At 49.9% G+C, this 24,592-nt stretch carries 26 protein-coding genes, 1 tRNA gene and 1 pseudogene; 11 read left to right on the forward strand and 17 right to left on the reverse strand.

Going from position 1 to position 24,592, the window contains the following annotated elements; genetic code table 11:
• Positions 1–79: 79 nt before the first annotated feature.
• A complete protein-coding gene (gene asnS, locus MA03_RS04895; RefSeq protein WP_052884910.1) occupies positions 80–1,369 on the reverse strand; it encodes an asparagine--tRNA ligase in 1,290 nt (429 codons plus the stop codon).
• Between asnS and MA03_RS04900 the strand changes: the two genes are divergently transcribed.
• Complete coding sequence (locus tag MA03_RS04900; RefSeq protein WP_219731624.1) at positions 1,368–2,030, forward strand: methyltransferase; 663 nt, start codon at positions 1,368–1,370, stop codon at positions 2,028–2,030. The two genes, asnS and MA03_RS04900, sit on opposite strands and share 2 nt — an antisense overlap.
• Here MA03_RS04900 and MA03_RS04905 read toward each other — a convergent pair.
• Positions 2,020–4,254, reverse strand: a complete 2,235-nt coding sequence (locus MA03_RS04905; protein ID WP_052884200.1) for a DEAD/DEAH box helicase — start codon at positions 4,252–4,254, stop codon at positions 2,020–2,022. The two genes, MA03_RS04900 and MA03_RS04905, sit on opposite strands and share 11 nt — an antisense overlap.
• Positions 4,255–4,300: 46 nt before the next feature.
• Here MA03_RS04905 and MA03_RS04910 point away from each other — a divergent pair, with 46 nt between their 5' ends.
• The 3 genes from MA03_RS04910 to MA03_RS04920 are packed head-to-tail and all read left to right on the forward strand — an operon-like array spanning position 4,301 to position 6,542.
• A complete protein-coding gene (locus MA03_RS04910) occupies positions 4,301–4,999 on the forward strand; it encodes an MBL fold metallo-hydrolase (RefSeq protein WP_052884201.1) in 699 nt (232 codons plus the stop codon).
• Positions 4,965–6,110, forward strand: coding sequence for a site-2 protease family protein (locus MA03_RS04915; RefSeq protein WP_052884202.1), 1,146 nt, complete (start codon positions 4,965–4,967; stop codon positions 6,108–6,110). Before MA03_RS04910 ends, MA03_RS04915 begins: the two co-directional genes overlap by 35 nt.
• 9 nt (positions 6,111–6,119) lie before the next feature.
• Positions 6,120–6,542 (forward strand): hypothetical protein, encoded by a 423-nt coding sequence (locus MA03_RS04920; RefSeq protein WP_052884203.1) that lies wholly within the window; start codon positions 6,120–6,122, stop codon positions 6,540–6,542.
• Here MA03_RS04920 and MA03_RS04925 read toward each other — a convergent pair.
• Both MA03_RS04925 and MA03_RS04930 read right to left on the reverse strand, forming a co-directional pair.
• Positions 6,535–7,860 carry a RuvB-like helicase gene (locus tag MA03_RS04925; RefSeq protein WP_052884204.1) on the reverse strand — a complete coding sequence of 442 codons (1,326 nt, stop codon included), beginning with the start codon at positions 7,858–7,860 and terminating at the stop codon, positions 6,535–6,537. The genes MA03_RS04920 and MA03_RS04925 overlap by 8 nt on opposite strands.
• A 26-nt stretch (positions 7,861–7,886) precedes the next feature.
• Complete coding sequence (locus MA03_RS04930) at positions 7,887–8,306, reverse strand: PDDEXK family nuclease (RefSeq protein WP_052884205.1); 420 nt, start codon at positions 8,304–8,306, stop codon at positions 7,887–7,889.
• A gap of 185 nt (positions 8,307–8,491) precedes the next feature.
• On the opposite strand from MA03_RS04930, the gene MA03_RS04935 reads away from it, so the two are divergent.
• The gene (locus tag MA03_RS04935; RefSeq protein WP_052884206.1) at positions 8,492–11,158 is read left to right on the forward strand and encodes an ATP-dependent helicase; all 2,667 of its coding nucleotides are present in this window, start codon (positions 8,492–8,494) and stop codon (positions 11,156–11,158) included.
• Here MA03_RS04935 and MA03_RS04940 read toward each other — a convergent pair.
• Positions 11,155–11,766, reverse strand: coding sequence for a YkgJ family cysteine cluster protein (locus MA03_RS04940; protein WP_338034398.1), 612 nt, complete (start codon positions 11,764–11,766; stop codon positions 11,155–11,157). The two genes, MA03_RS04935 and MA03_RS04940, sit on opposite strands and share 4 nt — an antisense overlap.
• On the opposite strand from MA03_RS04940, the gene MA03_RS04945 reads away from it, so the two are divergent.
• Both MA03_RS04945 and MA03_RS04950 read left to right on the forward strand, forming a co-directional pair.
• A complete protein-coding gene (locus MA03_RS04945; RefSeq protein ID WP_052884208.1) occupies positions 11,702–11,950 on the forward strand; it encodes a TIGR00304 family membrane protein in 249 nt (82 codons plus the stop codon). The two genes, MA03_RS04940 and MA03_RS04945, sit on opposite strands and share 65 nt — an antisense overlap.
• Positions 11,947–12,198 carry a TIGR00304 family membrane protein gene (locus tag MA03_RS04950; protein ID WP_052884209.1) on the forward strand — a complete coding sequence of 84 codons (252 nt, stop codon included), beginning with the start codon at positions 11,947–11,949 and terminating at the stop codon, positions 12,196–12,198. Before MA03_RS04945 ends, MA03_RS04950 begins: the two co-directional genes overlap by 4 nt.
• A 14-nt stretch (positions 12,199–12,212) precedes the next feature.
• Here the strand turns inward: MA03_RS04950 and MA03_RS04955 are convergent, their stop codons facing one another.
• A complete protein-coding gene (locus MA03_RS04955) occupies positions 12,213–12,401 on the reverse strand; it encodes a hypothetical protein (protein WP_052884210.1) in 189 nt (62 codons plus the stop codon).
• 61 nt (positions 12,402–12,462) lie between these two features.
• Between MA03_RS04955 and MA03_RS04960 the strand changes: the two genes are divergently transcribed.
• The gene (locus tag MA03_RS04960) at positions 12,463–14,199 is read left to right on the forward strand and encodes a M28 family peptidase (protein ID WP_191118422.1); all 1,737 of its coding nucleotides are present in this window, start codon (positions 12,463–12,465) and stop codon (positions 14,197–14,199) included.
• 1 nt (position 14,200) lies between these two features.
• On the opposite strand, the gene MA03_RS04965 is transcribed toward MA03_RS04960, so the two are convergent.
• The 5 genes from MA03_RS04965 to MA03_RS04985 all read right to left on the reverse strand — a co-directional run bounded on the left by MA03_RS04965 (position 14,201) and on the right by MA03_RS04985 (position 18,490).
• Positions 14,201–15,157: a DHH family phosphoesterase gene (locus MA03_RS04965; protein WP_052884212.1), complete on the reverse strand. Its 957-nt coding sequence runs from the start codon at positions 15,155–15,157 to the stop codon at positions 14,201–14,203.
• A 65-nt stretch (positions 15,158–15,222) separates the two neighbouring features.
• Positions 15,223–16,356, reverse strand: coding sequence for an NAD(P)/FAD-dependent oxidoreductase (locus MA03_RS04970; RefSeq protein ID WP_191118423.1), 1,134 nt, complete (start codon positions 16,354–16,356; stop codon positions 15,223–15,225).
• The gene (locus MA03_RS04975; RefSeq protein WP_236944846.1) at positions 16,346–16,618 is read right to left on the reverse strand and encodes a (2Fe-2S)-binding protein; all 273 of its coding nucleotides are present in this window, start codon (positions 16,616–16,618) and stop codon (positions 16,346–16,348) included. Before MA03_RS04975 ends, MA03_RS04970 begins: the two co-directional genes overlap by 11 nt.
• Positions 16,615–17,091 (reverse strand): 4Fe-4S binding protein, encoded by a 477-nt coding sequence (locus MA03_RS04980; protein WP_052884215.1) that lies wholly within the window; start codon positions 17,089–17,091, stop codon positions 16,615–16,617. Before MA03_RS04980 ends, MA03_RS04975 begins: the two co-directional genes overlap by 4 nt.
• Positions 17,075–18,490, reverse strand: a complete 1,416-nt coding sequence (locus MA03_RS04985; RefSeq protein ID WP_052884216.1) for an FAD-dependent oxidoreductase — start codon at positions 18,488–18,490, stop codon at positions 17,075–17,077. The genes MA03_RS04980 and MA03_RS04985 overlap by 17 nt, the downstream gene beginning before the upstream one ends.
• Positions 18,491–18,639: 149 nt before the next feature.
• On the opposite strand from MA03_RS04985, the gene MA03_RS04990 reads away from it, so the two are divergent.
• Positions 18,640–19,398, forward strand: coding sequence for an oxygen-binding di-iron domain-containing protein (locus MA03_RS04990; protein WP_236944847.1), 759 nt, complete (start codon positions 18,640–18,642; stop codon positions 19,396–19,398).
• A 51-nt stretch (positions 19,399–19,449) separates the two neighbouring features.
• On the opposite strand, the gene MA03_RS04995 is transcribed toward MA03_RS04990, so the two are convergent.
• The 4 genes from MA03_RS04995 to MA03_RS05010 all read right to left on the reverse strand — a co-directional run bounded on the left by MA03_RS04995 (position 19,450) and on the right by MA03_RS05010 (position 20,594).
• Positions 19,450–19,755, reverse strand: a complete 306-nt coding sequence (locus MA03_RS04995) for a winged helix-turn-helix domain-containing protein (protein ID WP_191118424.1) — start codon at positions 19,753–19,755, stop codon at positions 19,450–19,452.
• 182 nt (positions 19,756–19,937) lie between these two features.
• Positions 19,938–20,126: a hypothetical protein gene (locus MA03_RS05000; RefSeq protein ID WP_052884219.1), complete on the reverse strand. Its 189-nt coding sequence runs from the start codon at positions 20,124–20,126 to the stop codon at positions 19,938–19,940.
• A 5-nt stretch (positions 20,127–20,131) separates the two neighbouring features.
• Positions 20,132–20,344, reverse strand: a complete 213-nt coding sequence (locus tag MA03_RS05005; protein WP_052884220.1) for a hypothetical protein — start codon at positions 20,342–20,344, stop codon at positions 20,132–20,134.
• On the reverse strand, positions 20,325–20,594 hold the full coding sequence (locus tag MA03_RS05010; RefSeq protein WP_052884221.1) for a hypothetical protein: 270 nt from the start codon (positions 20,592–20,594) through the stop codon (positions 20,325–20,327). Before MA03_RS05010 ends, MA03_RS05005 begins: the two co-directional genes overlap by 20 nt.
• Positions 20,595–21,716: 1,122 nt before the next feature.
• Here MA03_RS05010 and MA03_RS09075 point away from each other — a divergent pair.
• Positions 21,717–22,895: pseudogene (locus MA03_RS09075) on the forward strand (RNA-guided endonuclease InsQ/TnpB family protein); the annotation flags it as partial.
• 245 nt (positions 22,896–23,140) lie between these two features.
• Here the strand turns inward: MA03_RS09075 and MA03_RS05030 are convergent.
• Both MA03_RS05030 and MA03_RS05035 read right to left on the reverse strand, forming a co-directional pair.
• Positions 23,141–23,232 (reverse strand) — tRNA-Gly (locus MA03_RS05030).
• A 107-nt stretch (positions 23,233–23,339) separates the two neighbouring features.
• Positions 23,340–24,080, reverse strand: a complete 741-nt coding sequence (locus MA03_RS05035; protein WP_052884225.1) for a DUF2208 domain-containing protein — start codon at positions 24,078–24,080, stop codon at positions 23,340–23,342.
• A 59-nt stretch (positions 24,081–24,139) separates the two neighbouring features.
• Here MA03_RS05035 and MA03_RS05040 point away from each other — a divergent pair, with 59 nt between their 5' ends.
• Positions 24,140–24,586: a hypothetical protein gene (locus tag MA03_RS05040; RefSeq protein ID WP_052884226.1), complete on the forward strand. Its 447-nt coding sequence runs from the start codon at positions 24,140–24,142 to the stop codon at positions 24,584–24,586.
• Positions 24,587–24,592: the final 6 nt, after the last annotated feature.

Raw genomic sequence — 24,592 nt, forward strand, 5'->3', positions numbered from 1 at the left:
TAGACAGCAGGGTTGTTTTTAAATTTTTAAATCACTGTGAAAATACATAAGAACGCTCTATTAGGTGAACCAGAAAGTCTTAAGGATATGTCCGTGACGTTGTTCTTGGGAACGGGAGCGAGTCAACTATATGGTCTAGCCCTGCTATCCACATAACCAGTCTATCCATACCAAGCCCAAACCCTGCGTGTGGAACAGAGCCATACCTGCGCAGGTCGAGATACCACTCATAGTCTGAGGGGTTAAGCCCAAAACGTTTTATCTTTTCTACGAGCTCTTCAAGCTTATCTATCCTTTCCCCGCCCCCGATTATCTCGCCGTAGCCCTCGGGCGCAAGCAAGTCTGCCGAGAGCGTGACGCTGGGCCGCGAAGGGTCATTCTTATGGTAGAAAGCCTTTACCGACTCCGGGAAGCCGTAGAGAAAGAACGGTTTATCAAACTCCATTGTAAGGACTCTCTCCTCGTCTGCTCCCAGGTCGTCTCCCCACTTTATCCCTACACCCTTATTCTGGAGAATCTCGATCGCCTTGTCATAACTGATTCTTGGAAAAGGCGGTTCGACAAGCTTAAGCCTGCTTAAATCCCTGCCCAAGAATGTAAGCTCATCATGGTTCTTCTCCAATACTCTCCTTACGATGTGCGAAATAAGCTCTTCTTCCACCTTTAGAATACCCTCCAGGCCCATCCAAGCCGCTTCGGCCTCGGCGTGCCAGTACTCTGTTAGGTGGCGCCTGGTCCTGGACTTCTCAGCTCTGAATGAGGGAGCAACCGTGTAGACCTTTTCCAAGGAGAATATCAACGCCTCCAGGTAAAATTGCGAGGACTGGGTAAGATATACCGTGGAGCCATCCACATATTTGACGGGGAAGAGGGTTGCGCCACCCTCAACAGCAGCTGATACGAACATCGGTGCTTGAACCTCATAGTAGCCATTAGTTCTAAACCATTCATGTAACGCGGCAAACGCGGTATCCCTTATCTTTAGAACCGCGGTGAGCTTCCTCGACCTTACCGCGAGGTGTCTGACCTCTAGTAGAAACTCCCTGGACGCATCCCTTCTAATGGGAAAGTTATCGGCAAGACTCACTATCTCCAAGTTTTCCCCCTGGATTTCCTTTCCTCCTGGAGCCCTTGGATCATCCCGTAGACGTCCAGAAACAATGACCGAGCTTTCAACCGTGACTCTCCGCGCAGCATCATGTCCGCGGGCTGAGGGCGAGAACACAGCCTGAATTATGCCGGTTGAGTCCCTAACTACGACGAAGGCCTTGTCGCCGAGATCACGGCGCCTGTAAACCCAGCCTCTAACAGTGACCTCTTCCCCCTGGCTAAGTTTTAAAGCCTCTCGAACAGGTATAACCTGCGACATGCCCACCCCAGCCTCTACTATACGGGAATCCCTATTCACATTAATTACTAAAACTTTGCTCCGTTTGTACACGCGACGGTCAAGAAGACTCCTCTTCCATGGAGCAGAAATCATGGCGCCTAAGACATGCTTCCCCCCGATCCACACTATTAGTACGGAGGCATTACTAAAAGTACTGGGGGGCCTGGCAGGGTTTAAGAGAGTGGTCGTCGAGATAGGTTGTGGTCCTGGAAGCCTGCTTATAGCAATGGCGTTGAGCAGTGATACAGAATACTTTATAGGCACGGACATCAGCGACGAATGCATCAAAGCGGCACGCGTAAACTCCATCTTAAACAGAGTCTACTCGAAAACAGACTTCATCGTCTGTGACTCCGGAAGCTGTATAAGGGATAACTCGGCCGAGCTCTGTTACACGAATCCGCCCTTTCTACCATATGACTTGAGGGATCAACTGGATCTTCCCTTTGCAGGAGGCCGCGACCTTAAGACAGCTATAAGAATGATAAGGGACTGTTTTAGAGTGTCCAAGCGTGGCGGACTGGTCTTTTATACTCTCAGCGATCTTTCGACTGGGCTGAGGCTTAAAGCTAGGGGAAGAATAATCCTCGAGGCTAGTGGTCTTGGGGACAGGGTCTACGTCTTTGCGTCTAGACGATAGGCTTTCCGCTTCTCGTCCTATGAGATGATATAAGCTTTAATTCAAGGGTTTCGCCTAGTATCCGGGCGGCCCTTCTCCTTGAAAGTATCCTGTTGTTGTTTCCACAATAGGGTGAAAATATGCAGCGTGGACAGCCGTCCTCACAAGTACACCTTGAAACGATATCGTAGGCTTTCCTTATGACGTGCTCCATCCTCGAGTAGAGGGCCTTGGTTACCCCTGAGCCGCCTGGGAAAGCGTCATAGATGTAGATGTGCCCCGAGGGAAAGCTTATACCACCCATGTCTGTTGGAGCCGCGCCTAGAACCAGTTGCCCAGCATATATGAGCGCGTGTTCAACTGCGTGGAAGGCCTCGGCGTTTTGGAGCTCGCTCCAGTCGGATACAGCGGGAAACTCGAGGAGGATGCCTTTGGTAGAGAAGCGATATTCGAGCTCCTTGTCTAGTAGCCGCTGGTTTATCGTTTGCCCCTCTGGAAACGTCTTTGTAACATATCCGTAGACTACATCCGTGACGGTTAGGTCGAGGTAGTAAATCTTCACGCCCATAACCTCCCCCTCCTGATGTACAGCTCCCTCCTCGGGTAGCGTATAGTAGAGGGGAGAGGTGGTCACAGGTGGTATACTCTTTGGGAGTGGTTTAACGATCACTTTTCCACCCTCAAAGCGCAGGGATAGAAAGCTCCTTCCGGAGTGGAGGTATATGGCTCCAGGAAAAAGTTCTTTGATTGCCATCTGTTTTTCCCGGAACCCGATGAGTTTACCCGTGTCGCTGTATATCTTGACCTGCTCGCCCACACCCCTAAGGTTCTCGTGCTCTCGTAGAAACCTTATCCCAAGCCTTGTGGCACGGATAAACCCGTCTCTCGCAATTTTTAGATAACCCATCCTCAGAAGCTCCTCCAGCTGTTGTTTTTCAGACGGGTATAACTCTTCAAGCTTCAGAGGACTGTCGAGGGCCATGGCTATAAGGTGCGTCTTCATCACCTCATAGTTCACTGGCTCTAGGAATACTGGATCGGGAGCCTGACCATAGAATTCCTGTGGATTTCTCTCATAATACGAGCTTATGGGGTCATTGCCCAAGACTAGAAAGACATACCCGGTCTTATGCCTTCTTCCCACGCGGCCTGCTCGTTGAAGATACTTCGAGAAGGTAGGTGGAACACCATATAGGATAGCTGCATCGAGCTCACCGACATCTATGCCTAGCTCGAGGGTAGGAGTTGCAACCAGTGCGTCGAGTAACCCGCTTTTTAGCTGAGACTCAACCTTTCTCCTCTCTTTGGGGAGCAAGCCAGCCCTATGGACGGCGGCCCTGATTCCCATGCTTGACGCCTGAATTGAAAGCGACTCCGCTATCCTGTGACTGTCAACAAACACCAACGTCCTCAAACCCCTCTCTGTAAGCTTTTTCAAGAGCCAGAGAACCTCTGAGGTCTTCGACCTTGAACGAGGTGCTAGCATTAGGTGATAGATTGGTGCTTTCCGCGTGCGGCCGGCTTGAACTACTTCCACGGCCTCGCCGAAAAGCTTTTCAGCGAATTCACCCGGGTTGCCTATGGTGGCTGAGGCTCCTATGAACAGTGGCGTGGAACTGAGTATCCTCTTGAACCTTCGAAGCACGTAGTGGACATGGGAGCCGAAGACACCGCTGTAAATATGTGAGTCATCCATGACTACGAAACGTGTCCTCCGAAACAGCTCTTTGTAATCGGGCGTAGAGTGAAGAGTTAGGTGGAGCATGTCAGGGTTTGTGACGATAAGCTTTGGGGGATATTCTAGCATTCTCCTTCTTTCTTCCTCTGGCGTGTCACCATCAAAAACGCTTGACCTGAAACCAAATATCCCGCCTATATAGAACTCTATTCTCTCTAACTGGTCCCTTGCAAGCGCCTTTGTCGGATATACAAGAACTCCTAGTATTTCATCCTCATGTATGAGTTTCTCTAAGACAGGCATTAGAAATGCCTCGGTCTTCCCAACACCGGTGCCAGCAACTATGAAGACGTTCCTTCCTTCTCTTATTTTCCTGATAGCCTCCTCCTGGAACCTATAAAATCTGTAAATTCCTCGCCGCTTTAAAGCCTCTACGAGCACAGGCTCATTTATAACCTCTTCAACCTTGGAGCCTACTTCGGGCTCTCTTGCATCCTCGTAATACTCGTAGACTACTCTGTGCCCCTCGTCACTCCTTATCTCTTCGAGCAGATCACTAGCAGACACATAAATTAAATAGCTTTGGGGGAGTTATAAATCCCGTACGAGTCTAATGATAGAGGAAATCCACATAGACGTACTTGTCGACGACATACCCTCTGTTGAGGATCTACTACCCTTACACGGTCTCTCGATATATATTGTGACTAGGGATGACAAGGGCGTTTTCAAGCGTATTCTCTTCGACACGGGGCCAGACTCAAAGATCCTTTTTAAGAACGCTGAAACTCTTGGCGTGCAACTCAAGCCCGATCTAATATTTGGAAGCATGCCGCACTGGCATCACATAGGAGCCTTAGACAAATTCCGGGAAGCTGTACACGTTATCCCTAGCCCTCCTCTCGCACACGCATCAAAAAGAGGGTTAACCCACTTACCGGGAGTCGAGGGAGCATATGTGCTTCATGGAGACACCCACTGGAACGAGCAGGGACTCGCCTTAATGACACGTAAGGGATGGGTGGTTTTCCTCGGGTGCAGCGTTCACGGCTTGCGGAGGACCTTTGGTTCAAGCCTGCTGCGACTTGGAAGGATCTGGGGACTTATCGGGGGCTTAAACATCTCGACAAGGGATAACGTAAACTTGTCTTTCTTAAGAAAGCTAAAGGGAAAAGGGTTACAGCTAGTTATGCCCCTGCACAGCGTCAGCATGGATGCCCGAAAAATAATTTTAGATGGGATTAATATGATCGATTTCGGCTACGAGGTAAGCGGATGTGGCGTCCAGTCAGATTTTAGTTTCTATAAATAACGCAGTATATCTCGGAGCCATACTATTCATTTATGCGGGAATAATAATTGTCCAAAGGTTAAAGCCACAGGCCCTTGAGAAGCTTGGAATTAGTCTGGAGGGGGCAGTCATACTGCTCAAGACCAGGAGACTCAACACGATTATAGTTTCCTTTGCAGGTAGGCATCCCAAGCTGATACGTCTCTTAGGGGATGTCTCGACGATCATAGGGATAGGCTTGATGATCTTTGGACTTTTTTATTTCCATGCAAATCTTGTCAGCTTTTTTATCCGTCCCGAAGCGGCTAGCCCCGTAGCGCCTATCATACCGGGGGTTACTCTGGGCTTGGATGCTCTCCCATACTTTCTCATCGCCGTCTTCTTAACAATAGTACCGCATGAACTGGCCCACGCGTTTGCCGCTTCAGCTGAAGGGCTACCCTTGAAGTCTACAGGACTCTTCCTTGCCCTGGTCTTCCCCGGTGGCTTTGCTGAGATTGATGAGGAAAAACTTGGTAGTGCAAGCCTGCGTGCGAAACTGAGAGTCCTCTCGTCGGGCAGCTCGGCAAACCTGGCGTCCTTCATCGTTTTCGCTCTCCTAACCTCTCTACTAATCCAGCCCACAGGAGTCCTTATTGCTTCAACAATACCTGGCTATCCAGCTCAAGGAATACTGGAGCCCAACGACGTGGTGATTGCAGTTAATGGAGTCCCGACAAATACGCTTCAGGACTTCACAAGAGTAATGGAGACCACAAAGCCCGGCGAGGCGGTTCTTCTCACAGTCAAGAGAGGGAATGAAATTAAGAGCATTGAAGTAATCTTGGCTCCACGTCCCGGAAACACCTCTAGGGGCTTCCTGGGTGTTCAGATCCAGCAGGCAGTGAATAATCCTCTTCTCTACAATGTTCTATACTGGTGTTTAGTTCTTACTTCAAGCGTAGCTATTATAAACATGCTTCCTGCCATACCTCTAGACGGCGGACGGATTCTCCAGGCGTTGCTGGAGAAAATGTTTTCAGCTGAGAAGGCCAAGAAGCTTGCTTTCAGCATAACAATTTACACAGCACTTATCGTCGTCCTGAACATCGCGTTTTCAACAAACTTTTATGGACTTGTACCGTTTCCGTAAGGGGTTCGTATGAAAATAGATAATTTTGAAGATATTCTCCCAATAGTGATGCCTGCACTCATAGCCTCTATTTTCACCTTCGTCCCCATTGAGAATTTCTTAAGCGCGTATTTGGTGCCCCCTAGCTTTGCATGGTACGTGCCATGGAGGGGGGTTGTCGTCTCATTAATACTATGGTTGATAAGTGGCGCAATATACACTGAGAAATACTACTGGTTAAAAATGTTTTTCCTAGGCTCGGCGATCTCCTTCACAGTTTTCCACTACTGGCATTTGTTTATCTTGTCGCATTATCTCAGTGTACGTCTCTACCCTCTCGTATACTTTACCGGAGCAAGTCCCCCCATAGTTGATCTCGGCCAGGTTGTTATGATACTAACACTCTTCTCATTTAAGGGAGAAATATCTACTCTTGGTAGAAAGATTACCTGAGCATTTTCTCCTCTAGCTCTTTAAGATAGCTCGAAGACTCGGCCGTGCTTATGAACAATCTAGAAACCTCGGCTACGTCTTCCCTAGATACTTTTTCCCTCCCATTCTGTTTAGCATAGAGCAGAGCTGGGGAGAGCAGTTGCGTCGCATACCTCAGGCTTTTCTCAGCTCCAAGTTTCACTAGCTCTTCAAGTGCGTCAGCCTCGAGCTCCACTCCCTCCTCTCGCGCCCTAACTTTTATTATCTCGCGAATCTCATCTGGAGTGTAGGGTCGCGTTCTGATAATGAGTAGCCTGTCTAGAAGGTCTAGAGGCATACCGTGTGGCGCCTCTATGTCTGTGCCCCTTATCCTTGTGTAGCCACGGTTAGTTGCCAGTATAATTATAGGGCTGAGCTCGCTCTCCATTGCTCTCGAGAGAAAACTATATGTCTCTATGTCCAACATGTGCGCATCGTCTATGAAGAGAACTCCTGGTACGAGCTCTGCCTTTTTAGCTTCAACCCACTCCTTGACAGTCTTGTCAACACGTGCTCTGGCATCTGGAGGTATCTCTTTCTGGGATGGAGCTCCGAAGAAGATCGAAAGTATACTGTCGCTGCGGCTCTCCATCACATCCAGGTCGTGGAGGGTCAGGGTGTACACGAACTCCTTCTCCTTGTATATCGGTCCACTCGGCACTTCAACGATGTCCTTTGGCTGGACATCGAACTCCCCATATCCCTTGGCTCTCCCCGCGCGTGATACTCTGCCCGTCTCCTCGTCAATCCATATCACGTCCCCCTCTGTTATGCCCTTTTGGAGAATCTGGTAGATTATGTTAGAGTCCACCCTCAGGTTACGTGTTTCTTTCTCAGTCTTGAGAGTTATCGAGCCGCCGACTGGGACCTGGGTGTATGGGTTTAGGGGATGACGATCATACCGCACATCAAGCTTCTCTAGCACGCCCTCATAGACCCACCGTCTCTCACGAATTCTGACTCCTATCGATTTCCTCATCGCTTGCATCAAAACCTCTGTTTTCTTGAGCTCGGCAGAGTAAACCTCGCTACCAGTCAGGGCCATGAAGGGCGTTTCGGGGCCTAGTTCCCTAGCGATGGCCACAGCTATAGCCGTTTTTCCTGTACCGGGAGGGCCGACGAGAAGTATAGCCCTGCCAGCCATTTTACCTGATCTTATAAGTTGAACGACGAGCCAGGCTGCCTTTCGGGCTTCTGTCTGGCCTATAAGCCCGTCTCCAACAGGAAGCACTTCCCCATTTCGCACGCCTAGTCCTTTTATATGGCTGTGTGTTCCAACGCGTTCAAACGTTGCAGACATCGAAAAACTTATTTAGAAGCGATAATTTAAGCCTTTCCTCTCAATCTGACGTTAGGAGTCCAATCGCTTTCGTCTTCAACCGTGACTACCATATCTACGCTGAAGAGGGAATCAACTCTCTTGAAAACCCATTTCTGTGCTGAGGAGAACCATACAGCTAGGACAGCTTCTCGCTTTGAGTACCTCTTGAAAGCGTCCAGGAAACGGAATAACTTTGAAACCTGGAAACCCTTGATCTTAACCTTCTTACCTGATGTAACCTTAACTTCAAAAGCCACGATTCTGTCCTCTATATTGTTTACCATAAAAACATCGGGGAAGTGCTCTCCCACCCCGCTCACAGGTACTCTAAAGACGTGGTTTTCCGGGTTTGTGGAAAGGAGTTTGACAAGCCTCCTCTCGACGTTGAACGCGTTTCGCCGCCTTGCCACGACCTCGCTAACCATACCTTTACACGTTTTTCTTTGAAACAAACTAATTTAAAGATACTCGCCTTTTTATATCGGATGATGAAAGTCATGCAAGCGCGATTGGTGAGCTTGTCCTGGGGTATCTGACACTGCAAAGCCCTACACCTCGAGACCCTTAATCCACCATAAGTGTTTTTATCCCCCTTTTCTTGTGTGGTGTAGTGTCTGAGTCGAGGAGAAATCTAGTTTACGCTGATAAGGAGTACACAAAGGAGGAGGTTTTAAGGATACTCAATCCTGTCGTAGCTGAATGGTTTAACTCCAAATTCCCAGACCTGACCCCGCCGCAGAAGCTTGCACTCATCCCTATTCACGAGGGCAACAATGTTCTAGTATCTAGCCCGACCGGCACCGGTAAGACGCTGACGGCATTCCTTATAGCTATCAGCGAGCTTATCGAGATGGGTTTAAGGGGTGAGCTTGGGGACAGCGTATACGTCCTCTATGTCTCGCCGTTAAGAGCATTAAACAACGACATTTACCGGAACCTTGAGGAACCAATAAGAGAGATCAGGGAGCTCGCCGAAAAGAAGGGAATCAAACTCCCGGAGATAAGACATGTCGTTAGAACAGGCGACACAACGAATACACAGCGCCAGAACATGCTCCGCAAGCCACCCCATATCCTTATCACAACCCCTGAGACGCTTGCGATCATCCTCGTAGCACCAAAGTTCCGCGAGAAGCTTAAAACAGTTAGATGGGTGATTGTAGACGAGGTCCACAGCCTAGCCGAGAATAAGCGTGGTGCACACCTGACCTTATCGCTTGAGAGGCTCCGCGAGCTTACAGAACGGGATTTTGTGAGAATAGGACTCTCAGCCACGATAAACCCGCTTGAGGATGTTGCTAGATTCCTGGCAGGTTATGACGATGACGGGACTCCGAGGAACTGTGTAATAGTTGACGCAAGGTACGCCAAGCGTAAAAGCCTGAAGGTCGTGTCGCCTGTATCCGACCTGATATACACGCCCTCCCAGGAGGTTACACAGAGGATGTACGAAACACTTTACGATATAGTAAAGCGCCATCGGACAACGCTAATATTCACGAATACCCGTAGCGGCACCGAACGCGTTGTTTTTCACTTGAAGCAACTCGCCAGGAAGAGAAAAGACCTCCCGGAGGACTCTATAGCCGCACATCACAGCTCCCTGTCAAGAGGAGTTCGCTTGGACGTTGAGGAGAAGCTTAAGCGGGGGGAGCTAAAAGCCATCGTGAGCAGCACGAGTCTCGAGCTAGGTATCGATATTGGTTATATCGACGTTGTCGCACAGGTCGGATCGCCCAAGTCGGTCACAAGGTGCCTTCAAAGGATTGGGCGCAGCGGGCACAGGCTTCACGAGACAAGTAAGGGAATAATGGTGTGTGTAGATAGGGACGACCTTGTTGAGGTTGCAGTGATGGTTCGGGAAGCTTATAGGCATCATCTCGACAAAATCCATATTCCGCGAAACGCTCTCGACGTTCTGGCTCAGCATATAGTGGGCATGGCAATCGAGAAGAAGATGAGGGTTGAAGACGCCTTCAGGATAATTAGAAGAAGCTATAGCTTCCATGAACTTAGCTACGACGACTTCGTGAATGTATTAAAGTATCTCTCCGGAGGATACAGCGAATTGGAGAGCCATAAAGTTTATGGAAAGATATGGTTCGACCCTGTGGAGGGCGTCTTCGGTAGAAGGGGGAAATATGCAAGGGTTATTTACTCCTTGAATGTTGGAACCATCCCCGACGAGGTCAGCGTAAAAGTGTATACTACTGAGAAAAAATACGTGGGAAACATAGAGGAAGAGTTCCTGGAAAGGCTGATGCCCGGCGACAGGTTCGTCCTCGGAGGCAAGGTGTACGAATTCGTTAAAAGCGATGGTATGATCGCTTACGTGAAGCCCGCCTTTGAGCAGAAGCCCACTATTCCCGCCTGGTTTAGCGAGATGTTACCCCTCAGCTACGACCTCGCGGTGAAAATCTCGGAGTTCAGAGGACAGATGTTTAAGTGGATTGAGAGTGGAAAACCATTGGAAGAGATTAAAAAGTACCTTAAGAGGGAGTGCCGTGTTGACGATAACTCAGCCGAGGCGATTATCGGATACTTTAGGGAGATGTACTACTTCCTGCGTTCGCTCGGAATTAGGGAGTACCCAAGTGACAAGACTATTCTTGTAGAGAAGTGGCGCGACGAAAATGGAAGAATCCATCAGGTTTTCCACACTTTATTCGGCAGGAGGACTAATGATGCTCTCAGCCACGCACTAGCCTACTTAGCCTCCAGGAAGACCGGAACCAACATCGGTATAGCTCTTCACGATAACGGCTTTGCACTAATATATCCGAGAGGGGTAGAGCCGGCCGTTAGCCTCAGCGAGTTGAAGCCCGAAGAGGTCGAGGATCTACTGAAAAAGGCTATATTCAACACGGAGCTTATGCGGAGACGGTTTAGGCACGTCGCTGTAAGGGGGCTGATGATCCTCAGGAACTATAAAGGATACGAGATAAGTGTTCAGAGACAGCAGGTAAACGCCTTGACTCTCATCAAGGTTGTGAAGCGATGGATGGACTTCCCGGTCCTGAAAGAGACCTACAGGGAAATACTCGAGGATTACATGGATATAAATCATGCAAGAGAGGTTCTGGAATCTATAAGAGACGGGAAGATCAGGATTGTTGAGACGCCTCTCCTTGATACGCCAAGCCCCTTCGCCTACAATATAGTTTTGGAGGGTCTTAGCGATATTGTACTTATGGAGGATAAGCGTGCCCTCATCGCACACTTCCATCAACAAGTAATGCAAAGAGTTTCACGGTTCTTACAGGAGAAAAGTGTCTAGCCTGTATCGCTTTTCAGGTTTGATTGGAGTCTTCGAGCGCTGGTGTAAAAGAGATCCCACCTGACTTTGTATTTATATTCCTTCTCTAGATCCCGAAGAACCTTCTCCATGAGTTTAACTGCTTCTCGAAGATCTTCTGTCCTATTTGCAAAATCCTCTACAAGCGGACACTCGGGATCAAGGTGTAGACCCTTATTCTCGTCGAAGATTAATGGGTAGAGTTTGCAGCCTGAGGGGCGATGCTGGTATATGATACATTTTCCTGTACCCTTGTCGTAGAACACACAGCTGCCTCCTTCGTTTCTGAGTCTTAGGAATTTTCCGTCCCATACCGTAAAGTATTTGCGACTGTAGCCAAGCTTCTCGATCTGTTTAACGTCTTGATCGGTTAGGATCATCTCGGTTTGCATGCAACATTTTCCACAGGTTAAGCATTTTATGCTCTGAAACACGGGATATTCTTGCAAACGGGATGGCCTAATTTCTTGCGCTTCGCACTCGCACCAACAAGGATTTTTAAAAGTTTTAGGAGTTAATATACTGATGAACATAGGGGTATACGTGTTATTCCTCGGCTTCATCCTTTTCATTGTAGGGCTCTTTCTCATGTTTATAGAGATGAAATCTAAGGAGACTGGAGGAAAAGTGGAGACTGGAGCTGTGGTGATTATAGGGCCGGTACCCATAGTCTTTGGCTCAAACAGGGCTATTGCAAAAGACCTCATGATTTTTGCACTGGTTTTGACACTGATGGTTTTTCTAGCATATGTGCTAATGGTGGTTTGGCGATGAAGAAATACAAAGCTGGTCTGACACTTTCTACGCTCGGAATACTCATCATGATAGTAGGCCTCGTATTACTCTCCCTTCCCGAGAACACGCGGGCCTCGTTCGGTGGCTGTATACTTATCGGTCCAATACCTATCTGTGTAGGCTTTGGGTCTAATCCCTTAATCTTAATACTGCTCTCTCTAGTATCGCTCGCAGTGATTCTAGTTTTAGGCTACATACTCCCGCTGTATGTTGAAGAAGAAAAATAAAGTCGGCCACTACTCTACTTTTCAGCCTCATAGCTCTGCTCTAATATGGTGTTGAGCGCCTCTCCAGCCTCCTCCAGATAGTAAATAATATCCTCTAGAGCTGCAGCGATCTTTCTATCTTCACGTGCAATCTCGCGGAGTAGATTAATAGCTTCATCTATATTGTCTAGGGCTATTCGGATTTTCTCATTCACTCTCTTCATCGGGATTAATATTGGGAGCTCTGAAATATAACGTGTTCTATCAATACTCTAGCTGCGGTCTATGTGTTATACTTTTGATTTCCGTGCAGCTGTCCAGTTGATAACCTTGTTTATGCATGGAACGATAAGCTTATCCATGTCCGGGTTTTTCGGCTATGTGAATTTCAAGGAGACCATTATTAGAGAAACAGAGTTCTTGGACAATTATGACATTGTAGCAGGCACGCCCGAGGAGCGGGCTGCAATAGAACATTTAAAGAAACGTTTTGAGGAGCTTGGCTTGGAGGCGAGGGTTTTAGAGTTTGAGGCACTCTCATGGCGTGAAAATTACGTAGAGCTATCAGCCGGAGATCTTAGGCTAAGGGCTGTCGCTATGCCTTACACGCTCAGCGGGGAAGTCGAGGGAAAGGTTGTTTATACCGGAAGCCGTATCTTAGAGGAGGACTGGGCGTCTATAGACCTCACTGGGAAAATCGTGTTGATTAAGATCTACGACAAAGTTGACGAAGTCGAGTGGCAATACCTTCAGGCCGTTAGAGCTGGAGCTGACGCTGTGATTTTCATGGATCGTTATCCCTCCAGAGTTAGAAGGATGGTTCTAACCTTGAACACTGATTACCGGTTTAGTGCAGGCACGCCACCCCCTATACCGGCGGTAGCAGTTACTCTCGAGGACGGACTTCGCATCCTAAAGCTGGCAAGAGAGCATAGGAAGCTCTTCTTGAAGGTAGAGACTCGAATAGATCCAAGCGGTAGAAGCGCGGTTATATACGCAGGAAACCTGAGGGGACCTGTATTTTCGGCGCATGTTGACAAGTGGCTAACAGGTTTTCGTGACAACGTTCTAGGAGTTGGCTTAGTGCTTCACGCAGCCAATTTGTTCAGAGAGAGGGCGGGGTATATAATCTTCGGCTCTGAGGAGTCTGGTGCACCCAGCTTCAGTCCATGGTACTGGACATGGGGATCGCGTGTTTTCGCCGAGTTTCTTGAAAAGAATGGACTTCTAGAGGAGTTTGGTGTACTTCTCAACGTAGACACGCTGGGTGGATCTTCTCTAAGAATCTCAGCCTCGTCGCCGGATATCCAGGCCTGGCTTACAGACTTTATGGGTAGTGTTGTCACTGTGTGTTCTGATCAAGTCCTCTTTGACAGTTTAAGTTTCGCACTTAAAGGACTCCCTGCTATGACCTTTCACACTTTCCCCGAAATTATTCCTGTTTATCACACAGACCTCGACGTTGCCGATACGGTGGATTGGGAGTCTACTGAGAGAGCTTTTAAGCTTTTAGAGCACGTTGCATCAGAGCTTATTAAGCGGGGTGCAAAGGCGTTTAAGTATGAAGAGCTTATAAGGAGCATCTCAGAAAGTTTAGAAAAGGTGTCCTTTCTCCCAAGCGCCCGCAAAGCCTTAAACTTGGTTAAAGGACTTAAAGTAGAGAGTGAGAGTGAGGCCCGAACAATTAGACGCTTGCTGACACGCCCTATGTTTTGGGGAAGATATGACAGAGTTTTCAAGGATAGCGTCGTCTTCTATCCTACATATACGGATGCCATCGATGATCTACTTTTGCTGCATGACATTCTTTCAGGAGTTAGGAGCCCCGAGGAGGTGACAAGTATGAGGGGCTTAAGAAGAATACCGGGTTACGAGGAGACCCTGGCTTCTGTAGAGCCCGTTTTCTATGGAAGACCTCTCACCAAGCCCGAATTCCTTAGGCATACTTACATGGTATTGGAAAAAATAGTCGAGGAGGATGTTGAGCGTCTCGTGGGCATGATAGAGAATCTGAAGAGATAAGCTACGAGAGGGTTGTCTTCTTTAAGCCATCATCTTCAACTACTATTATATCTATAGAGTCGCGTCCGAGCGCCTGTTTCAGGAGAGGCAAAACTTTTTTTAATGCTTTAGCAGAACTGATAGACCTAAAAGTAGCCCCAGCCGCGAATTTATGGCCCCCACCGCCGAGCGGCTCGACAATGCTGGCAGCGTTATAGCCGGATTCAGGCTTAGCCCCAGCATATACACGGTACCTGAAAAGGCCCTTAGGAACTAAGATGAATGTGAAGTCTGCGCCGGATTTCTCGAGTAGTATTGTGAGGTAGCGGTAGGAAAGCTTGTAGTCTTTTTTGAAGAAGACTATAACCTCCTTTGGAGGCGGTTGGAGAAGAGCGGCGAACTCTTCAGTCCTGCTCTTATTCTTCCTGTAACGCTCAATATACTCTTTAACCTTCTCATCGTTAAGTGCATCAACCCCCTTCTTTGCAAGCACCTCAATCAGGTGAAGCTTCCCCTTGAAGTCTGCACCCTTGACTGCTGCCTCGAGATCCATGGCTTCCTGGCTCGTTATCTGGGCGGTATCGGTTTCCACGGCAAGGCTAACAAGTTTTGAAGCCGTAGGGTTCTCTTCCAGCCCAAGCGCTTTTAAGGCCAGGAGAGCAGAGGCGGGAGCATTCGGATCGTAGAATTCTACAGCGGCGCAAGGAGTATTTGAAAGATGGTGATCAGCCCGCAGCCTGGCCTTACCAGGGCAGGGAAGATCAGCAACAAAGTCCCACCGAATAGCTCTTATGAGATAGTTACTCTTAATCTCCGGGGGGTATGCTGTGACAACAACGCCTCGGGGAAACCTCATCTTGAAGAGGGCGCCGCTGACAATTCCATCCGGGTCTCCCTCATCTACAAGGGCAAGCTCGGATTTTGTGAGCTTAGCCTTAATTATCAAGAATATCCTGTATAATCCATGATAGAGCCACATTGAGACCTCTCCTACGACACAAGCCTTATCGTTTATTAAGGTTATTTATTGCTTGAGAAGATATTCTAGCCGATAACCGCTAGCTCCTGGATGAGCTTGCCACTCTCGAACCTTTCCAGGGTAAGGTTCCTAGCCTCGGGAATTCCAGGATCTCCTCTGAGTATCCAGTTCGCTATAATCTCTCCTGTTACAGGCCCCATCATAAAGCCGTGTCCGCTAAAGCCGGTCGCAACATAGAGCCCCTCATACTTGTTGACAGGGCCGAGCACAGGGTGATGGTCGGGTGTAACCTCATAGTAGCCAGGCCAATGTCTTAGAATGTTTACTTCGGGAAGCCAGGTAAGCCACTTAGACCACTCTTTTACAACCTTGTAGAGGAACTTAATGCTTACCTCAAGACTAGAGTAGGGTTTCTCTGGAGTCTCCACGCCCATGATTACGTTGCCATGAAATGTTTGGACGGCATAAGCACCACTCTCAAAGTCTATTATTAACGGGTCGAATAGTCTTCCAAACTCCTCAGTTATTGCTGCGTAGTGTGGAATCGGTTCCACGTGGGGGTCTACGCTTAAGGGCTTCAGTAACTCGTGCACATAAGCACCTGTAGCTACGACCACGTTTTCCGCTTCTAGACGCTGGTTTGAAGTGCGAACACCCTGTACAACGTTTTGATGCGTTATTATTTCCTCGACATTTTCCTCCGTGCGGAACTCCACGCCAAGCGATCTCGCCGCCGCGTATAACTTGTAAATAGTGTCGAATGGACTGGCCTTCCCGGCTAAAGGGTCGAAGAGGGCCCCTACAAGCCTACTTGTGTCCACGTGAGGCGCTACCTGTTTTACGAAGTCCTCCTCCACTATACGTGTAGGAACCCCGCTCTCGTTGTGCAACTTCATGTATGCTTTAAGCTTCTCAAAACCTTTCTCGGTTGAGGAGAGCCAGAGATATCCGCTTCTCGCATATTTTATGCTCAGCTCACTTGCGAGCTTCCCCCATAACTCGATGCTTCGCTTCATTAGTGCTATATGCTCTTTGCTGGTAAAGCTCGCCCTGATCCCCCCCGCGGAACGGAAGGTGGAACCGGAACCGAGATAGTTTCGCTCCAGGACCACAACTTTACCAGCACCCTTATTTGCAAGGCTGAAAGCTGTAGCCAGGCCCGTAATACCCCCGCCTATTATGATAGTCTCATATCTCATCATACTTCACCTGCAGGAAGAGTTTTGCGGGAACGGGCTCTAATGGTGGTCTAACTATTGGGTAGGCAAGCTTCTCGGGTGGAACACCTAGCTTTCTACTAACATAGGAAATGAGTGCGGGGATGCAGAATCTACCCTGGCACGGACCCATCCCTATTCTTAGTTTCCTTTTGAGCGACTCGAGATCCCTTATACCCTCCTTTAGAGCCTTGTCGACATCCTCGAGAGTAACCTTTTCACACATGCATATGTAGGCTTTCACTTCACCCGTATGCTTCTCACCTCCCATATAAGATCCCTTGGCACCTTTACAAATACAACCTGAGTCTTGTTAATTTCAAAAACTCTCGTAATTTCACCTTCTCCAAGCTCCCGACCGTCTCGGCCCATTAGTACTGCCCGCTTACCCTTCTCTGCGCGTGGCAGGAACTCGTATGGGAGTCCTACTATGTAATCATTGCCTGCCCTTCCCACCATGAACATGGCCTGTCCAGGACATGAACCAACACATACACCGCAGCCCGTACATCTATCCCAGTCTATTCTCGGTCTCCCACTGAGACCTTCGACACGTATGGCCTTAACTGGGCAAACAGACTGACAGACGTTGCATGGGATCATCTCAATACACTCTGAGACGGCTATAGCCTTAGACTCGACTAGCTCTTCGGGCGGGATGAAGCCAGCGTCTCGTAGCTCTTCAACCGTAGCATAACCTCTAAGCCTGTAGCTCACTCAGCATCACCTTGCCTACTCCCTTCAAAACTTTGGTAGAGAATGGCGTCATGCGCGCTGCTTCGAGTTCCCGTATGGCCTCCTCTCTTTTCCTTAGAAGTTCGTCACGTGGTCCTAGAATATTGATTGCAGCAGAGTATCCGGCGATCCTCCCAGTGAGTATAGCTGTCGTCGCCTCCTCTATGCCGGACGCGTCGCCTGCAACGAATACTCCTGGAATACTTGTCTCCATATATTTGTTCCTATATGGAACATAACCTCCAAGCTCACTTGTCCAAACCATTCTAGCACCCATTTCTGCTAGTAGCCTAGCTTCAGGCGTGAGACCCACGGCTAGGAGTAGAAGGTCAGCCTCAAAAGTCTTCTCGGTACCCGGTATTGGCTCAAATTTATCGTTGACCTGAGATACGATGACGCGCTCTACGCTATTCTTTCCCTCCGCTCTTATCACTGTGTGGCTAGTAAGTATAGGTATACCCCTCCTCCTGAGTTTGGCAGCGTGGACAAGCCAGCCCCCTATCTCTTTCATGACTTCAACGACGGCTGCAACCTCAACACCTGCCTGTAGAAGCTGATACGCCACAATAAGCCCGACATTTCCGGCACCGACCACCACTGCCCTGTTTCCAGGCTTTACCCCGTACTCGTTCATCAGCGTCTGCGCCGCTCCTGCACCCATTACACCGGGAAGCGTGTTTCCCGGGAATGGCAGAAACCTCTCAACGGCGCCCGTTGATACGATAACAGTACGAGGCTTAACAAGAACGAGTCTATCTTGAGCCGCCACAGCGAAAAAGCCCTCCTTGAACCACCCTATCACCGGGGCTCTCGTATGTATTCTCACGCCGAGAGAGTTAGCATCCTGGATTAGCCTCCGAGCTATCTGGAAACCCCGCTGACCACCAAAAAGCTTGCCTGAGCCGAAGAATTTGTGTGTCTGCTTCACTAGTTGTCCACCCGGCCTGAAGTGCCTCTCGAAAACATCTACCCTCAATCCTTCCCCTCTAGCAGCTATAGCCGCGGAAATACCGGCGGGCCCGCTCCCCACAACCATCACGTCTGTCTCAATTATCTCTGCTTTTCCTTCTTCGGCTTCATGTGTGACCTTCGGGGGAAGTGGTTCTTCCTCGATCTCAACGATAAGCCCCTCAGAGACAGGTTCCAGACACGTCCTAACACGGGGTCGTCCGTTTACCCGCGCCATGCAGCCCGAGCAATAGCCTATTTGGCAAAAAGGGCCTTGAGGGGGACCTCCCTTCTTTAAACTTTTTATACCGTTAGCCCATAGCGCAGCGAGTACGCTCTCGTTAGGGTATCCTTCAAGGATATTTCCGTTAAAGGTGAATTTTAGAGGGGGACCCCGGGTGAAATCTAGTATAGGATGTTCCCTGATTCGCACAGCTAGGATATCACTCAATCTTTTAAAAAATTTTTCTGTAAAAAAAGATATATATGATGTAGGGGATAAAATCTAGGATAAAATTTAACTTTTGCATTTTCTTTTTAATTATGATTATTACTAATAATAGTTTATAAATACAGAGATATATGCAAACATCTGAAACCATGCTGACATTATATTCGAAGGATGCACACTCATTTACCGTTTTCAGAGAGTTAACACCACAAGGCTACGTCCAAGCAAACCAGATTGTTATAGCAGACTCAGGCGAAGGCCTCTTAGCTGATCCAAGCGGTAGGGTTATCTTTTCGAGGCTTTTAGCAGAAGTCTCAATCATAGTTCCAGCGCCTAAGATAAAGTACCTTTTCTTTTCGCACCAGGATCCCGACGTAATCGGGGCTGCTTCAAGCTGGTATACGGCGTTACCTAACGCAAAGATAGTGCTCCCTGAGATTTGGGCTCGCTTCGTGCCACACGTGTTTCCCCCAGAAGTATCGCCGGGTAACCGTTTTCTACTAGTCCCGGAGCAGGGTACAGAGCTAGAGCTCGGAAATTGCAAGCTTAAAGTAATACCTGCGCATTTCCTGCACTCACCTGGGAACAACCAGATATACGATCCATGTTCAAAGATATTGTTCTCCGGAGATCTCTTCGCGTCGGTGTTTCCGGATCAGGTTGGTTACGACTTTGTCAAGGATTTTGATGGACACATCAAATACATGGAGCCTTTCCACAAGAGATACATGGCGGGAAACAAAGCTATTCAGGCCTGGCTTAACAGAATAAAGGGTTTGGAGATCGAGACAATTGTGCCTCAACACGGAGCTATACTTAGCGGGAAAGATGTCGTTGAAAAAGCTCTAAAGTGGATCGAGAGCCTTAAGTGTGGAATTGATCTCCTTTAATCTTGAAGGAAGCCTTATACAGATGCCAGGCTTTAGGTTAATTCGTATTTCTCAGACGGAGGAAAGACCACCATGTTCACTCCATATTATGCTCAGATCGTGCCGCCTATCGAGAGTTCTGGGCATCAACATTTCCTCGTTCACGTAGAGCTGTAATTTTTTCGATAAGCGCACTTCCCGGATAAGCCCCACTCGTTCTAGGATCACAAGGTGTCCCGAGAGAGAGCCTATACTAACGCCTAGCTCACGGGCTAGTTGTCTTACACTTAGGCCCGGGTTCTCGATAAGGCAGGATACTATTGCCCGCCTTAGAGGATGACTTAATGCTTCTCGGAGAGTTAGGACCTTGTCGGGCATACTGTTCATCCTCGGTAAGCTTAACACGCAAGAATATGCAAGGCTACAAATAAATTCTCCGCATCGCTCATAGTCCTTGCAGGGATACTATCTATAGGTTATATAGTCTATAACATATACTATAACTGGAGAAATAGGGCTACCTTCCCTGAGCGTACGCCGCTTTACCTCAAGATAATCGCTTATATGACCATGAGAATGATAACTTCCCGAGAATACGAGGAGAAGAGATACATGTATACACCTGCCAACCCTCTAGACCCTTCATTTATCACGAAAACGGACCAGTCAATGGAAACCCCCACGACGGAGAAGTTCTGGGCCGTGGTACTATTACCATATGTAACGCTGCTGGCAATAGCCTTCTTCACACATATTATTCCTCTAGGAGGCCTTCAATCCTGCTTTTGAGTTCTTCCAGCTCCCTGAGCATTGCATCCATGCTGTTGAGTGTCTTCCTGTATTCTGGGGGGATGCCCGCGTAGGCCCTGAGGGAGGCTATGCGTGTGCGTCGAATGCTTACCTCCTCGATCGCCTCGCTTAGGGCCTGGTACGCCCTCCCTGCATGGTCAACCTGAAAGGCCTGCATAGCCCTGGACTCCCCCCGGGTTAATGTTGAGGCCACCGGCGAGGGACAACGCCCGGCTGTAAGCCTCCAAGGCCTCCCTGTACTCCCTCTCGACCACCCTCGACGCGTAGGCAGCCAGCCTCCCGGCGGCCTCGACGCTAGGAGGGTTGGAGACAGCCGTCCACAGGAGACTCTCAGCCTCCAGCCTAGCACCCTCCTCGCCCTCCACCGCAGAGACGAGAAGCATTACTAGAGCTGTGCAGGCAAGCATACGCTAAAAAGCATTAAACAGGAACATTAAAAAGGTAAACAATTAGTCTTTTTATACCTGAATAATAATAATATTAATCACACAGGCCGCCGCAAGGCCCTCAACAATGGCCCTCAACCCCCGACGAGGGGGATGAGCGGGCACACGGCCTCGACGGCTACACAGTGCTTCCCCGAGAAAACTGGGGCACACACGCCCCTGCACTCTCGGGGAAAAGAAAGCAGGGCGAGGGGCAAAGCACAGCACGCATGCCCGGCGCAGCAAATACCATGGGCCGAAACCAGACCCCCTCAAAACATGAGCCTTTTTTTACCCTTCACTCCCGCCTTTAGTGGTGGCGCCCCCTTGTGAGGGGGTGGAGGGTCCTGTGAGGGCCTCGCCGGCCCCGTGGGCCGCCTGGCCCGAGGGGCGCCCACGGAGTAGCCCGAGGCGAAACGGGGGCGCCGGGAAAGGCTTGTGTTTTTGAGGGGGTCTGGCGGTCGCGGGGCGGGGCGAGGGGCGCGCGCCCGCTACCCCTCACCGGGGTGCCCCCGGCCATCATGGGGGTGTCCGCCTAGAGGATCGCCCCAAGAGCGGGCCGGCAGCCCGCCCCCAGGGCTCCGGCCACAGCCCCTGAAGCCCCCAAGGCGCGGCTAAGCCCACGCGGGGTTTGGAATGGGTGGAGGCGGGGGGTAAAGAGGGGGTAGTCACTGGGGGCGGCTCCCGGGTGGGCCGCGTGGGCGCCGAGACGCAGGGGGCGTCCAGGCATGACGGGGCAGTGATACAGGGGGGCTGCGCGCTGGGGCATGGCTCCCGGGTAACAACCCCACCCCTCAGGGGCCCGGGCCTACAGGCCTGCGCCCCTTCACTGGGGCCCCGGGCAACAGGAGCCCGGGCTACGCTGTGACGCGTGGACGCCGGCCATGGTCGGCGGCTCCACGCCGAGGAACCCGGGCCCCCGAGAGGGGTGAGTAAGGGATGGCAGCTGAAAAAGCGGAGAGGCCTGCAGTGGCCCCGCCCCTCCTGGGGGGTGGGGGCGGGGCTAAGGGCCGTAAATCCAGGAGAAAGAGGTGTCAGCGAGGGCGAGCGGCTCCCGCTCCTCCGGGGCCGGGGGCCGAGGGCGAAGGCCCGGTAACTTCGACTATGACGGGGTGTTCCCCTGAGGATGTAGAGGCCGTCCGGGCCGTCACCCTCAGGCTCCACCTCACCCCCGAACAGGAGCGGGAGCTCGAGGCCCTAGCCGACCTCTGCACGAAGATGTACAACCAGGCGAATTATGAGCTGAGGCAGCTCTTCTTCGCCGGCAGGCTGACTAAGGCCGCGAACGAGGTGCTGAAAAGGTGGTACAACATCTACAGGCCCCGGCTAGGCAGCTACGTAAGCGATGCAGTAGTGAAACAGCTTCTCATTGACTGGAGTAACTTCTTCAAGCTACTCGAGGCGAAGAAGCAAGGCAGAGTGCCCGGGTGGCTCAAACCCCGGCCTCCGGGCTACAAGAAGGACAAAGTGACTGGGAAGAGGGAGAAAATATTTTTTGTGCGGGACAGGGGTTACAGAGTGATCCCACTTTCCCCAAAGAGGGGCAAGTTGATAATCAGCATTGCCGGGAGGAGGCTGACGCTAGAGTACAGCGGCCGCCTACGATGGAGGGGGAGACAGGGCACCTTAGTGATAAGGAAGCTCAACGGGCGGTGGTACGCCCATATCCCTGTGGAAGTGGGCGTGCCGGCGCCACGGGAAAAGAAGTATAGCTACATGTTCATCAACGGCGAAAGGGATAAAGTCCAGCTCCAAGGGCCCCGGGGTCGGGAGAAGGCCTTCATCGACCTCGGGGTGAACAACATCATCACCTGCGTTACCACAGGCCGCCGGGCCCTCCTCTACAGGGGAGGTCCCATCAAAGCAGAATACGAGTACTGGAGCAAGGAAGCATCACTATGGCAGCGCGTCCATGATAAGTGCCGCAATGCGGGCCTCCCCACGGAGAGATGGCACCTGCTACTCAAAAAGGCGTACGAGAAACGGCAGAGGAGAGTGAGGAACCTGAAGCGCGCGGCAGTGAGACACCTCGTTCGCGAGCTCTGGCTCGAGGGCGTCAGCGAGATTTTCGCCGGCTATCCGTACATGATAACACACAGCAAGGGGAACAAGTGGAACAATAACATTTGGGGATACCGCCAGCTCCTCACATGGCTGGCGGTAGCCGCGGCGGAGTACGGCATCAGGGTACACGTTGTCGACGAGCACAAAACGTCTATCACGTGCTCGAGGTGCGGCTACGAGGACAAGGAGGCCCGCGTCTTCAGGGGCCTCTTCAGGTGCCCCCGCTGCGGCCTCGAGATAAACGCGGACATAAACGCAGCCCTCAACATCGCCAGGAAGGCAGGATACACCCCGCCAACACCGACCAGAATCGAGACCTACACCCCGACACACCAAGGCGTCACACCACTCAACGAGAAGAAAAAAAGTACCAGGCCAGAAACAATAACCCCTAGAAGGGTAACCGGGAGCCGCCCCCCAGTGTCGCAGGGCGGCTGTATAGACCCGTTAAATGTGAGAAAAGGTGCGGCCGCCGGGATTTGAACCCGGGTTCTCCGCGCCTACAGGGCTCTGCGGCGTGGCAGGCCGCCATCCTACCAGACTAGACTACGGCCGCCGTCTTCTATTTCTGGTTTGGGGGTTTTTATATTTTTGTCGACTCTTTCGAGCGAGTACCTAAAGCTTCCCAGATGGATTGAGCCGGGAATTTCATGACTGAAGTTGTTACTTTTGCATCATACCTTTTTCTTTAAGAAGGTTGGCAAGCTTTGAGGGTTCAGGCGTGTAAAGCCTTATTCTCTGCTTGACCTGGCTACCCATGACTTGCTGGATTAGTGTTATCTCTACGAACTTCCTCTTGTTATCGGTGCCGATAGAGCCTTTTAGTGGAAACTTTATTGGAAGCCTGTCGTCCACTATAATACCTCTAGAGGTTATTGTGTATTTTGTCGCTATTGTAAGTGTCCCCGTTTTAGATTGAACACGCCTGGTATAGAGGCCAGTGATCATCGAGATTAGATAGAATGAGCCGTACATAGCCAGGAAAGAATAGAACATCGCCATTTTCTGATCCTGTGTGAGTGTGTTTCCTATGTTCTGAAAGAATTGTCGAAAGGAAGGTATGTAAAAAACCATGAGAAAAAGGATCATCGTCAACATGGGAATCAATGACACCTTGAATTGAGCTGCGAGCTCACCCTGAGTCTTCTCCATGTCCTTCTCGCGAAGCTTAAGGCTCTGATCCGGATCGGCCTGATATATTATCTCGCCTTTCTTAACCTCCTCTAGGTCTCTAAAGATATTCTGGGCTTGCCTACCAGTTACGAAGAAGATTATGCCCATAAAAACTAACAGGTAAAGTGTGAAAAAGAGCCATGTCTTATCAGGGTAGTGTGCGTTCATGTAGGAGAAAAGTACCATGAGAACAAATCCTAGCAGGTATTGCAGCAGTAATGCATGCCTCATAGACGGACCCAGAGTAAGGTTACATCCATGTTTTTATACTTTAACACTTCAAGGAGGTTGTGGACGAGACACAACTGATTACTCGAATAGCCTTTGCCTTAGCCTTTCTGAGTCTCTTAATAACAGCAACCATCGTGTATAATCTTATTAGTGTTCAGAGAGACATATACCGAGTAACTGAAGAGATTAAGACGATGGCCAGCTACCTAGGTAATAATACTGGGAGAATTGTGCTTGTAAATGTATGCATTAAGCACAGTGATCATAAAGAATGCTTCTACAATCATCCTGTACACGCTGGAGAGACGTTTGTAACGGCGATAGCCAGGATAACCGATGTAACAATCGGGGTTAGAAATAACACTTTAACAATCTTGTCTTTGGGAAAAGTCCCGGAGTGTAAGAACTGGTCATTACTCGTTTATAAGAATGACTCCTGGCTGAGGGTGCCACCCGATTATCCTTTATTTGGTGGGGAAACCTTAATTTTGAGTTGTAGCGGTTAGGGGTGT

Source organism: Thermofilum uzonense, from assembly GCF_000993805.1.
GTDB lineage: Archaea > Thermoproteota > Thermoprotei > Thermofilales > Thermofilaceae > Thermofilum > Thermofilum uzonense.